Below are 12,241 nucleotides of genomic sequence, written 5' to 3' on the forward strand. Positions count from 1 at the left end.
GTGCCATCGAATGAAATCGACTGGACCGTCACGGGAGTCCCGACCATGAACTCGTCGCCTCTGCCATCCAGCGCCGCCACGCCGAGTGATCGCTCGGCGCAGCGGAAGGCCTCTGCATCCAGTTCGTTCCTCGAGCGGATCGTCGGGATCTCGCCGTGGGCTCAGCAGGTCCGGCGGGCGATCGAGATGGTGGCCGGCCATCAGTCGAGCGTGTTGGTTCTCGGCCCCAGCGGCACGGGCAAGGAATTGATCGCCCGCGCCGTTCACGCGTGCAGCAAGCGGTCGAACAAGCCGTTCATCCCGGTCGATTGTGCAGCGACGACGGGCCAGTTGTTCGCCAGCCACATGTTCGGCCACCTCAAGGGTTCCTTCACCGGGGCGACCGCTTCGACGCTCGGTTGTTTCCGGGCTGCTGACGGCGGCACCATCTTCCTCGACGAAATGGGGGAGATGGAGTTGGAGTTGCAGGCGAAACTGCTGCGTGTGCTCCAGCAACGAACGGTCGTGCCCGTCGGCAGCCACCAGGAAATCGCCGTCGATGTCCGGGTCGTCGCCGCCACCAACCGTGATCTCTCGAAGGAGGTCGCCGAGGGGCGGTTCCGCGAGGACCTTTTCTACCGCCTCAACGTCGTCACCATCCGCACGATCCCCCTTCGCGAACGGCCTGAGGACATCCCGGTTCTCGCCGTTCGCTACTTGGCGGAGCTCGCCGCCCGGCACGGCATGCCGTTGTTTGGCTTGTCGCCGGCGGCGATCGACGCCCTGCAGTCCTACTCGTGGCCGGGCAACGTCCGGGAACTGGAAAACGTCCTCGAGCGGGCGGTGATGTTCTCGTCCGGCGACGAGATCGAACCCGATGCCCTGACGGGGTTCATGATGTCCGGTGGGCCGATCCAGGTCGGAGGGGCTTTCGTCAGCCTCGCCGGCGCCGAGGCGACGGTTCCGGGCGCGACCAGCGATGTTTCCGGGTTGGTGAAGGCCGCCACCCAGGGGGTTCTCGCGGCGACGGGGCTCCCCGGCGTGTACCGCGTCGCTCCGGAGGTGCAGTCGCCCGGCGTGGGTGTCGCGCGGGCTCCCGCCGAGCCGTCGAGTGAGCCGCGGCCGATTCCGGGAGGCGACTGGCCGACCCTGGCCGACGTCGAGCGGATGCACCTCGAGAAGACCCTCGCCGCGACCCTCAACAACAAGTCGCTGGCGGCGAAGTTGTTGGGAATCGATCGGTCCGTGCTCCGCCGCAAGTTGCAGCGGCATGGTCTCGAACCGGGAAGCTCCGATGGACCGGTCGACGCAGGGCGTGACGACTGAGTGCCCTCGGGCGAGTCCGGCGGTTTCCTCGGCTCGGTCGATCGCCGCGTTAGCCTTCGGGGTGCCCACCGCTCGGACGGCGGCCACGGGGGCGGTGATTCTGCCTCAGCCCGCTCGCGCGTGAGCGTGGGCGCTCTCGGGGTCGGTCTCTGGAGTGCGGATCCGCAGAGTCACTCCGGGAGGACCGCGCCGCTCCTGAGCGAACCCGCGTTTTCCGTTCGACAGGAATGCCTGCAGGTGCACGACCGGTCCCGATGGAAACTCCAGCGCGAGCGCCTCGAGGACCTCGGCCCACGGGATGCCGCGGCGATAGATGATTCGGTAAGCGGCCTTCAGTTCGGTGATCATGGCGCCCGTGTATCCGCCGCGCCGCAGACCGACGACGTTGAGCCCGACGACGCATCCAGTCTGGCCGTCGATGAGCATGTAGGGAGGCACGTCCTGGGTGACGCGGGCATGGCCACCGACCATCGCCAGTCGTCCGATACGGCAAAACTGATGGACGGCCACGGCGCCTGACACGAACGCCCGATCCTCGACCGTGACGTGTCCACCGAGCAGCGCCGCATTGGCGAATATGCAGTTGTCCCCGATGACCGTGTCGTGGCCGACGTGAACGCCGACCATCAGATAATTGCCGTCGCCGATCGACGTGTGGCCGTCGGCGTGGAGCGCCCGGTGGACCGTGGAATGCTCGCGAAACACGTTGCGGTGTCCGATACGGACGCCGCCGACATGCGCCGGGCGGGCGACATGCTGAGGAGCGCCGCCGATCACCACGTGCTCGTGGAACTCGTTGTCCGATCCGGCGGTGACGCCGGATTTGATCACCGCCCCGGATCCGACGGCGCAGTGTTCTCCGAGGACGACCCCGCCCTCGATCACCGCGAACGGGCCGACAGTGACGCCCGCGCCGAGAATGGCGTCCGGACTGACGACTGCCAGCGGGTGGATGCTCACGGTCGTCCCCCGAGGGTGGTAAAGGGCGGCCAAGAGCCGCCGAACCGTGCGAGTCGCGGGTCGGCGTGGATCCCGACGAGTTCCGCGGCGGAGGGGTTATCGTCAGCGGTGCGGCGATGATTCAATCCCAGTTCCCAAGGGATGTCGGACAGGTCGCCCACCTTACCTCCGTTGCCCGCACCGCGTCGGTTGTCCGGGTCCCGCGGTCGAGCCCGGGAAGGGGGCTACACTGCCGGAAACGTCTCCGCGCCGCCGGCGGCGGCATCCTCCCACGAGAAAGAAAAGAAGCGAACGACATGGAGACTCGCGAGGAACGGTACGCTGAAGCCGAGCGGCTCAAGGACGGGGGAAATCTCGCCGCCGCGGTGGCCTATCTCGAGGACGTCGTCAGTTCCGATCCGACGTTCGATCTTGCCCACTCGGCACTCGCGGCGTGGTGCACGCGCCTGGAGCGGCATGGTGATGCCGTCCGGCATGCCCGACGTGTCTGCGAACTGAAGCCCCTCGACCCGTTCAGCTTCACGGCGCTCAGCGTCGCCTGCATGCGGGCCGGCATGATCGCCGAGGCCGAGGAGGCGATGGCGCGATCACGGGGCTTGCAAGGGTAGGATCGAGGCCCGACCCTTCGCCGTCGATCAGGCGCCGACGGGCTGGCTGACCGCCTCTTCGACCATCTGCAGGCGCCGCCTGTCATCCGGCGAGAGCTTCTTTTCGTCGAGTCCCAATTCCCGTGCCTTCTCCAGCGAAACCCGGGCCTCGTCGGTCTGCTGGGCCTTGAGTTGTGCCAACGCCAGGTGCAGGTACTTCGCTGGCGAGGGAGTCAGCACCGATTCGGTGATGTCGATGATCGCCTGGTTCGTCTCGCCGGCGGCGAGCCAAACCAAGCCGCGGGTGTCGAGAAGGTCGGGATGGGGACCGAGCTCGAGAATCGCGGAGTCGATCAACCGCCGGGCCTCATCGACCGTGTCCGGATGGGCTTTGAGGAAGGCGAGGTTGTTGGCCACGACGGCTGAATGAATCGGCGCGACGTCAGGACGGCTGAGGATCTTCCGGTAGGTGTCCTCGGCCTCCGCCAGCCGGCCTTCGGTCTCCTGCAGCAAGGCTTCGACCATCGCGATCCGGACCGACCCCGGATCCTGCCGCTTCGCCTTTTCAAACCAGCGATCGAGACGCTGGCGCTGCTCGGCGTCGAGACCGTCGGGTGCCGCGCGGAAGACGTTGACCGCCGACTGGAGAAAGCGCTCGACGGCGACCCGATCCCAGAGCGTCTCCAAGACGTCGAACGCCTCCGCCGGTCGGCCCTGCCGTCCGAGAAACTCGGCGCGGGCCAATCCGCCCTGCGGCGTCATCTCGGCGTATTGCGTCAGGACCTTGTCGGCAGCCTTCGGGAAATCCAGCTCCTCGAGCAGCTTTGCGACCATCGCCAGCTGTGGCCCCTGCTCCTGCCCGACGGGGCCCGCTGGCATCAACTGGCGGGCGGCTGCGATCGCCCGGTCGCGGTCGTTCATCGCATCGGCCAGTTTGGCCTCCAGCGCCAGGGCCATCGGCGATCCGCCGGCGAGTGACTGGAGCTTCTGCAGCCAGGTCCGGGCGCTCTCCATCTCGCCGTGGGAAATGAGCAGTTCGATCAGGATCGTGTACAGCCATGGCGGACTCGAGGGCGTCGACACCAGTTCGATGAGATCCCGGCGGCAGGCTTCCCAGTCACCGAGTTTGTCGTGCACTTGAGCCTGCAGGATCCGGTGATTGAGCGACAGGGGTTTTTGGCGACGCAGTTCGCCGAGCAACTCGAGGCTGCGCCGCCAGCAGGCGGGCTCGGGCCGGTCGGACAGCAACCCGACGAGTAATTCGAGATCCTCCGGGGAACGCTTCCCGTCGTCACCGACGTTCTGCTCGAGCAGCGACGTGGTCTTTTCGAGAGTCCGAAACGTGGCATTCGACCCGGCCAGCGTGGCGATCATGCGACGGGCCCACCGTTTCACGTCCGCGGTGGGACCTTCGGCAGGGAGGGAGCAGATCCGCTCCAGCTCGGAGCGTGCCTCATTGACGCGCCCGCGACGAACGAGGAAATCAGCCAGCGCGCGGGCGGCGACGACGTCGTCGGCGTGGGTCGCGACCGCCGCGCGGTAATGCCGCTCGGCCGTCTCGTTTTGTCCGAGGACTTCGTACCCCAGTCCCGAGAACTGGTCGCGCCGTTCCGGTGCGATCGACTCGAGTGCCTGCTCGAGGGTTCGTTCTGCTTCGGCCCGGTGGCCATTGGCGATCTGCAGCCCCAACAATTCGATCCACAGTTCCCCACGCGTCGGAGCGAGCTCAGCCGCCCGACGCAGCGCGCTCTCCGAGGCCGTGCCTTGCCCGCAGCGGGCGAGGAGGCGGCCAAGCCAGAGAAACGAGTCGGGCTGGGTCGAGTCTTCGGGAACCGCCTCCCGTGCGAGGCGGACGGCCTCGTCCTTGCGCCCCTCCCGGAGAAGGATCTCGGCGGTGATGCGTTCCACACCCTGCGACGCGACTCCGCCCACGCGGGCAAGCACGGAACGGGCTTCGTCGAGTTGCTGCGTGTCGTAGAGCATCGCGGCGAGTTTCGTCGCCACGTTGGGATTGGAGGCGCCGCGGGACAGCGCTTCGCGCAGATGCCCGATCGCACCCGGAACGTCCCCTTGGAGGTTCGAGACGTTAGCGAACAATTGCTGGATCAGCGGCCACCCTGGTCTGGCGCTTTCGGCCTCGAGGAGCATGGCCCGGGCGTCCTCGACCGCGCGCCCCGCGTCCAACGAACTCCCGTTGATGTCGGCGACCTGATCCTCGCCGTCGCGTCGCGCTTTAAACGCCCCGACGATCAGGACGGCGGCTTTCGCCACGCGGGTTTGCGGTGAATCGGGCTCACTGACGTTGACCAGGGCCTTCGCGTACTGACGGACCTTGGCGACATTTCCTTGATCGAGCGCCGACTCCATCAGTGAGGACCGGATCCGCACGTCGTTGGGGCTCTTTTCGAGGACCCGCTGCCAGATGCGCTCCGCTTCCTCCTCGCGCCCGCTCCCCGCGTGCACCGCCGCCACGCCGCTGAGCACGTCGGCGGCTTCGAGGGCCGTCAGTTTGTCGCTGTCCCGTTCGATCCGGGCGAGCAGTTCGCGGGCCTCGTCCGCCTTCGCCATCTGTGCGACCCGGATCTCCGCACCGAGGACAGCAGCGGAGTTCCTGATCTCCGGCGGTAACGACTCGACGACGGCCTGGGCCTCGATGATCCGGCCCGACTGGGCGAGCGATTTGGTCAGGCCGACGGCGAGGAGAGGGTCCTCGGGCGCGGAATCTCGGGCCCGCTGGAGGAGGTCGATGGCAGAGTCGATTTCCCCCTTCTGGATCAGGACCTCGGCTTGGAGGAGGGTGAGCTGGGAATCGGTGATTGCCGACGACTCGCGCAGCATCGCGACGACGCTGTCCGCTTCTGTCCAGTCGCGTTCAGCGACGGGACGCTGGAGCTGGTTCTGGATCCGCAGTTCGAGGAGTGGCTTCCAGATTTGCGGTGCCGACGGGAGCCGATCGGCGGGGAAGGAACGGCTGATCGCTTCGAATTCCGCCAACGCCTCGTCGCGTCGCCCGGCGGCCTGCAGGGCCGATGCAACTCCGACGCGGGCGGCGAACGACTCCGGGCTGTCCTGCAGGACCCGCCGGTTCGCCTCGGCCTGCTGGTCGAATTGACCGAGCCGGTCGAAGCACTGCCCGAGAAGCAGGTCGACTTGGCGAGTCAGTTCTTCGGACTGGCTGACCAGCGGGCGCACCGCAAGGAGCCGGCGCCTCGCGTCGTTCCACTCCTGCCGCGCCATCAGCGTCCGGGCTTCGTACATCCCCACGGCCGCATGATCGGCACCGACCACCTCGCGCAACCGCGTGATCGTCTTGGCGGCGTCGTCGATTCGGTTCGTGGCGAAGAAGGTGTCGACGAGCATCGTCATGAAGGCCGGATTGTCGGGGCGGGTCCGCAGGCCTTCCTCCAAGACCTCGATCGCCTGCTCGTGCTGTTGCTGCTGCATCGCCAACACCGCCCGGCCCCGGACGACCTTTTCGTCCTGCGGAAACCGGACCATGTTTTCCTCGATGTATCCCCGCGCCTTGTCGTACTCGCGTTTCGCGAGCGCCACCTCGAAGGCGGTGAAGAGGATGTCGGGGTTGTCCGACGCGAGCGCCAGCGCCGTGTCGAGGTCAGCCGTGGCGGCGTCGAGGTTGCCGAATTGCCGGTTCCACCGGGCGCGGGCCAGCCAGGCCATCGGATCGTTCGGGAGCGCTTCGACCAACCGTCCCATGACGCGGTCGCCGGTGGCTTGGTCGCGGAATCGCTCGGTGAGGATCGTGGCGACGATGAGGTACGAGCCGCCGGTTCCGGGCACCGCCGGAGCGTCGTCGACGAACGCCCGCGTCTGCAGGTCGAAGCCGATCATCCGTGCCGCGGTGGCGAGCCCTTCCTCGAACTTGCCCATCGCCGTCTCGGCTCTGGCGAGCATGATGTCGACGGTGATGGGGTTTTCGTGGTCCGCGAGAGCGGATTCCACGGCACCGCCGTCCCCTGCCCCATCGCCAGCCGCCGCCGTCTGCCCGTCTGTCCCCTCCGGAATGCCTGACCGGAGCGTCAGCAGGTGGTCGCGGGCTTCGGCACCATTCCCCGCGTTCAACAAGAACTGCGCCAACTTGAAGCGAAGATCACGGTCGTCGGGCTTCTTGCGCAGTGCGTCTTCGGCGAGCTTGTAGGTGGCGATGAGGTCGACTCTCCCGCGTACCGCCTGGGCCCGGTCGAGGACGAGTTTCGCATACTCGGCCCCGGCGTCGGCGTCGTCCGGTCGCATGTCCATGTAGCGTGAATAGAGGAACAGCGCGTCATCGCGGCGCCCTTCGGCCAGGCGCTGGGCCGCCAGTCGCTTCATGCCTCCGGCGTTGCGCCACAACTGGAAACGGTGGACCACGGCCACGCCGATCATCGTCGCCAGCACGACAACCAGCAGGCCGACGAGCAGAGCGACGTTGAATCTCTTCATCGCGAGAGCCTCGGGGCGAGCAAAGCCACAGGTCCGCCACTACAATCCCCACCATGTGGGTGGTGGGGATCGGCTTGGAACCGGCCGGACGGCGTCAACACCGCGGCCGGCCGGGGAGACTACGGCAGCCTGTGTCGTGTGGCGGCCACGACACACCTTCGGGGAATTCCTATTCTAGCAAATCACCGGGTTCGTGGGCAAAAAACTCACGGTCTGCACCGGTTTTCCGAGCCGGCGGGGGCTGCGCCATCACTGCCGTCGCGAGGCCGGCTTCGGGAACGGAAGTGGCGCGGTTCGGGGGGGAGGGAGCGCACTCCCTCGGCTTCGTGGACGTCCGCCAAAGTCCGCGACCGATTGTGACGATTGGAGAAAAGAATCCGGTCGTGCCGGCGATGACGCCACGGGGCGCCGCCGAATACCCCACGACCTTCGGGAACCGCTCCGGAGTGCCATCGCCATGACTCGCCGAATCCCCGCGCTTCCCGCCCGTGCGGTTGCGTCGTTCCTCGTCCGCCGCTTCGGAATCCCGTGTGCCACCTTGGCAGTGGCCACGGCGGTCATCGCCCACCCCGCGGGAGCGGCCACGGGAGCGGAACCCGCCGATCGGTCGGGAGTGGTTCTCGCGGTACCGGGGGACAACGCCACCGGCAGCGGGGTCGTGCCCGCAGGCGGCGTGCGCCACCGGGCGACGAAGGGGGATTCCTGCGAGCGTGCCGACTGCCCGCAGTGCCAGGCGCGCAAGCTCTCGCGTCATCACTCCGGGGGGCCCGAGATCCCCGGCTGCCCGGCCCATTGCCCGGTGCGTCCGGACCGCTTCGGCTACTACCAGACCAACTGGCGCCGCTGGCCCGGCAACGTCGTCAAACCGGCGTCGTTCGAACAACAGGCCGTTCCGATCTCCCCGCCGAAGTCGGTGGTTCCCGGGATCGAGGAGGAAGGTGGTGTCGCTGACGAAGCGATGGAGGACGAGGGCGGCGAGGCCGACACGTTGCCCGAGCCGGCTGCAGCTGCACCCCAACGCGGCGCTGCCGAGGCGGAGAAGTCGGCCGCGCCCGCCGAACCCGTGCCGCCCGTGCCGCCCGCGCCTGCCGTCGAGAAGGATGAACCCTCGGCGCCGAAGCCGCCGAAGCCCAAGGCGGCCGACGATCTGTTCGAACCGTCGTCGTCTGCTCCGCCCAAGCCGTCGTCCACGCTCGCCCAGTGGCGTGCCCGGCGGAAGCCGGCACCCACCGCGCCCCGGCCCACGGTCGAGGCCGAAGCGGGAACGGACGGCACTCGTCTGGCGACCAACGTCGAACCTGTCGCCGGGCCGGCCACCGCGAACGGGGCGGCGAATGAACCGGCGGAAGTCGATCCGGGAACCCTCCGCTCCAAGCCGATCCGTGTCGCCGCCCCGCTGCGCCGGTGACTGTCGTTGGACACATCCAGCCCTGGCATGTCTCCGCGTGGACGACCGCGGGAAACATCGCAGGTTTTCCGTAACGCAGCCGGCCGCGTTCCGCGACCGATCGTGGTGCTCCACGGGCGGCGAGCCGATCGGACCGCCAAAGGGCATGCGAGAGGCGGGAGTCGAACCCGCACGCCTTTCGGCACTGGAACCTAAATCCAGCGCGTCTGCCAGTTTCGCCACTCTCGCCCGGTCGAGCCGCCCGCTCATCCTATCCGGTGACGCAGCGAAAGCCCTGTCACTGCCCGGCATCAGGGCCAGCGGCCGGAGGGCTCGAGAGAAACCGCTCGAGGTTGCCGCGCCCGGCGGGTGAACGGGCCGGCCAGGCGGCGACGAGGAACTCCTGCTGCTCCTCGCCGCGGCGGCGGCCGGTGCGAATCTCCACCTCCTCGACCCTCACTCCGTGGGGATGGGTCAGGTTCCAACGGGAGGCCAGGGTCGCCGCCAGGCTCGCGGCAAAGCGCCGCTGCACGGGTCGGTGGAGGTCCCAGCAGAGTTTGTGCCAGCGATGATGGAGCAGGGAGGAATACCCTCCCGCCGGTGGCCCAGGGACCACCGGCTCGCCGTTCCGGAGCAGATCGACGATCCGACCGTCGGCGACCCGGGCTTCGGCTTTTGTCCATTGCTGTTGCGGACGCACGTCGCCGAACATCCGCCAGTCTTGCTCCAGGGCGGAGAGGCGAATCGCCAGCCGCAGCCCGTCGGGGATCGGCGTTCCCTCCGACCGATGGGCGAGCGCGGCGCTGGCCAGCGCCACCGCCAGGAGCGGAATCACCCCCGCCTGGCCGGCCATCGCGAGTGGTCCTGACGGCGGGGGGCTGGAAGCGGTCGCGCCGGCCACGCCGGCACCGAGCCGGTCCCACACCGGACCAGGGATCAGTGCCAGCCAGGCGGCGATCCCCACCGGGGCGAACAGGCCCACCGACATCGTCACCCAGACCGCCGCATGGAGGAGGACGAACACCGCGACCAGGCGCGTGCGGACCGCGACCGTGGGCGTGAGCAGGAGCAGCGGGGCGCAGGCCAATTCGAGGGCTACGATCGCCCAGCCGGCCGGTGCCGTGAGCCAGTGGCACGGCGCCAGCCAATTCCCCAACCGCGTGCCGTGGTCGTGAATCGACAGCGCCAGGCCGACGGCGTCTCCGGCCAGCCAGGTGGCGTTGCATTTCGAGATCCCCGCCGAGAGATAGACGACGGCGATCTGGATCACGAGCGCGCCAGTGGCGGGCAGGGTCACGGCGTTGCTCGGCGCTGCCGTCGCGACCCCTCGTCGGGTGCTCGCGTCGACCGACCACCGGGCCCCGAGCGGCAGGAAGATGCCCCACAGGAGCAGGCAGCCCAGCCACAGGTCGCCGGCGTTCGTCGCCGGGGCCGTCCGACGGACCACGCTGACGACCACGATCCATGCCAGTGCCGTCGCCCAACGCGTCTGCCAGCCGAGGGCGACGGCGGCGCCGGCGCCCGCTTGGAGCGCGAGGAGGACACGCGCCCAGGGGAGCGAGTCGTCGAGCCATGCCAACGACCACGCGGTCGGACCGCCGAGGGCGTCGCGGAGCACCTCGACGGGAAACATCCCGTCGGGGGCGAACATCGTCGCCACGTCTCGCGTCCGCGCCCCGGCGTCGGCGACGACGATGCATCCCAGCGCGATCCGGAAGGCGGCAAGGGAACGCGCGTCGAGGAGCGCGAAGCGGCACCATGGCACGGAGACTGCGACGTCGCGCCGGTCGGAATGGGACGCGCTGGCGGCGGCCGACAGGGCGTGGCGGGGACGCGGCATTCCTTGAACCCTCGCGCGGCTGAAACTACAACAGCAGGCCGTCGGGGGCGATCCCGGCTCGTGCTCCCCGACCGGCCGACGCCGCGGGCGGCGCCGCCCGCCGAGGTTCCGGAGTCACGCGATGCACGCCCCGCTCGTCGTTCTCGGAGGTGGCCCCGGCGGCTACGCCGCCGCCTTCCTCGCCGCCGACCTGGGGATGACGGTGACGCTCGTCGACCGTGATCCGCGGCTCGGCGGCACCTGCCTGCTGCGTGGCTGCATCCCCTCCAAGGCCCTGCTCCATGTCGGCCGGGTGATCGCCGAAGCGCGGGAGATGGAGGCCTGGGGGATCGCCTTCGCCAAACCGACGATCGACGTCGCCGCGTTGCGGGCCCGCAAGGACAAGGTGATCGCCACCCTCACCGGCGGCCTCGCCCAACTCGCCCGGCGTCGCAACGTGACCGTGATCCATGGCACGGCCCGGTTCACCGGCTCCTCGACCCTCGAGGTGGCCCCCACCGATCCCGCCGGCGCGTCGCACACGCTGTCGTTCGACCACTGCATCCTCGCGACCGGGTCGCGTCCCGCACGGATCCCTGCCTTCGACCTCCCGACCAAGCGGGTGATGGATTCCACGTCGGCGCTCGAATTGGAGGAGATCCCCGAGTCGCTGCTGGTGATCGGCGGCGGCTACATCGGGCTCGAGATGGGAACGGTCTACGCGGAGCTCGGCAGCCGGGTGTCGGTTGTCGAGCTCACCGACGGCCTCCTTCCCGGGGCCGACCGCGACCTGGTGAAGCCGCTCCACCAGCGGCTCGACAAACTGTTCGCCGGGATTCACCTGCGCACGAAGGTGACGAAAATCGAGGAGGTCGCGACCCCCGCGGGGGGGGCGATCCGCGTCCACTTCGAGGGCCCGGAGGGGGCGTCGACCAGGGAGTTCTCCCGGGTGCTGGTCGCCGTCGGCCGCCGTCCCAACTCCGACGGCATCGGATTGGAGCTCACCGGCGTGACGATCGACAAGCGCGGGTTCGTCGAGGTCGACGACCGCCAGCGGACGAGCGATCCGCGGATCCTCGCCATCGGCGACGTCTGCGGCGAACCGATGCTCGCCCACCGCGCGAGTCACCAGGGGAAGGTGGCCGTGGAGGGACTCCATGGCGAGCCGGCGGCGTTCGCGCCGCGGGCGATTCCCGCGGTGGTGTTCACCGATCCGGAGATCGCCTGGGCGGGGCTCACCGAGCAGGAGGCGGCCGCGACGGGGCGGACCGTCGAGATCAGCCGATATCCCTGGGCGGCGAGCGGGCGGGCGCAGGCCCTCGGCCGGACCGACGGGTTGACGAAGCTGGTCGTCGATCCCGAAAGCGAGCGCGTGCTGGGGGTGGGGATCGTCGGCGCCGGGGCCGGCGAACTGGTCGCCGAGGGGGCGCTGGCGATCGAGATGGGGTGCACGGCCCGCGACCTCGCCGAGACGATCCACCCGCATCCGACCCTCGGCGAGACGGTCGCGTTCTCGGCCGAAAACCACCTCGGTACGGCGACCGAGATCTACCGCCCGCGCGGTGACGCGCTGGCCCGCTGAGGCCGGCGGGGCCGACCTGCGGGCCGTGGAGCGGGTGAGGCTTGGGGGAAACAAGGGCTGCCTGTCCCCTAACTTCATGCAAGCGAGTCGGTGTGCCGGTCACGGATGACCGGGGTGCAACCGCTCGGCTCGGTGCATGCCGCCCAGGCGGCAGTCGCTGC

The 12,241-nt window shown here is 69.0% G+C and carries 7 protein-coding genes and 1 tRNA gene; 4 read left to right on the forward strand and 4 right to left on the reverse strand.

The window, feature by feature from the left end:
• Positions 1 to 45: 45 nt before the first annotated feature.
• On the forward strand, positions 46 to 1,305 hold the full coding sequence (locus FJ309_03295; protein MBM3953641.1) for a sigma-54-dependent Fis family transcriptional regulator: 1,260 nt from the start codon (positions 46 to 48) through the stop codon (positions 1,303 to 1,305).
• A 105-nt stretch (positions 1,306 to 1,410) separates the two neighbouring features.
• On the opposite strand, the gene lpxA is transcribed toward FJ309_03295, so the two are convergent.
• Positions 1,411 to 2,298, reverse strand: coding sequence for an acyl-ACP--UDP-N-acetylglucosamine O-acyltransferase (gene lpxA / locus FJ309_03300; protein MBM3953642.1), 888 nt, complete (start codon positions 2,296 to 2,298; stop codon positions 1,411 to 1,413).
• Between the two features lie 263 nt (positions 2,299 to 2,561).
• On the opposite strand from lpxA, the gene FJ309_03305 reads away from it, so the two are divergent.
• Positions 2,562 to 2,873, forward strand: a complete 312-nt coding sequence (locus FJ309_03305) for a hypothetical protein (protein ID MBM3953643.1) — start codon at positions 2,562 to 2,564, stop codon at positions 2,871 to 2,873.
• Between the two features lie 27 nt (positions 2,874 to 2,900).
• Here the strand turns inward: FJ309_03305 and FJ309_03310 are convergent, their stop codons facing one another.
• A complete protein-coding gene (locus tag FJ309_03310) occupies positions 2,901 to 7,292 on the reverse strand; it encodes a tetratricopeptide repeat protein (protein ID MBM3953644.1) in 4,392 nt (1,463 codons plus the stop codon).
• Positions 7,293 to 7,749: 457 nt separating this feature from the next.
• On the opposite strand from FJ309_03310, the gene FJ309_03315 reads away from it, so the two are divergent.
• Entirely contained in the window at positions 7,750 to 8,700 is a 951-nt protein-coding gene (locus tag FJ309_03315) for a hypothetical protein (protein ID MBM3953645.1), read from the forward strand.
• Between the two features lie 146 nt (positions 8,701 to 8,846).
• Here the strand turns inward: FJ309_03315 and FJ309_03320 are convergent.
• Both FJ309_03320 and FJ309_03325 read right to left on the reverse strand, forming a co-directional pair.
• Positions 8,847 to 8,928: transfer RNA gene (locus tag FJ309_03320), tRNA-Leu, on the reverse strand.
• A gap of 49 nt (positions 8,929 to 8,977) precedes the next feature.
• Entirely contained in the window at positions 8,978 to 10,519 is a 1,542-nt protein-coding gene (locus tag FJ309_03325; protein MBM3953646.1) for a hypothetical protein, read from the reverse strand.
• Between the two features lie 121 nt (positions 10,520 to 10,640).
• Between FJ309_03325 and lpdA the strand changes: the two genes are divergently transcribed.
• Positions 10,641 to 12,080 (forward strand): dihydrolipoyl dehydrogenase, encoded by a 1,440-nt coding sequence (gene lpdA, locus FJ309_03330; GenBank protein MBM3953647.1) that lies wholly within the window; start codon positions 10,641 to 10,643, stop codon positions 12,078 to 12,080.
• The last annotated feature ends 161 nt before the right edge of the window (positions 12,081 to 12,241 follow it).

Source organism: Planctomycetota bacterium (genome assembly GCA_016872555.1).
GTDB lineage: Bacteria > Planctomycetota > Planctomycetia > Pirellulales > UBA1268 > F1-20-MAGs016.

Bases quoted from the DNA above. Each gene is read 5' to 3' on its own strand.
- FJ309_03295 (MBM3953641.1), top strand. From the start codon at position 46: ATGAACTCGTCGCCTCTGCCATCCAGCGCCGCCACGCCGAGTGATCGC.
- FJ309_03305 (MBM3953643.1), top strand. From the start codon at position 2,562: ATGGAGACTCGCGAGGAACGGTACGCTGAAGCCGAGCGGCTCAAGGAC.
- FJ309_03310 (MBM3953644.1), bottom strand. From the start codon at position 7,292: ATGAAGAGATTCAACGTCGCTCTGCTCGTCGGCCTGCTGGTTGTCGTG.
- FJ309_03315 (MBM3953645.1), top strand. From the start codon at position 7,750: ATGACTCGCCGAATCCCCGCGCTTCCCGCCCGTGCGGTTGCGTCGTTC.
- FJ309_03325 (MBM3953646.1), bottom strand. From the start codon at position 10,519: ATGCCGCGTCCCCGCCACGCCCTGTCGGCCGCCGCCAGCGCGTCCCAT.
- lpdA (MBM3953647.1), top strand. From the start codon at position 10,641: ATGCACGCCCCGCTCGTCGTTCTCGGAGGTGGCCCCGGCGGCTACGCC.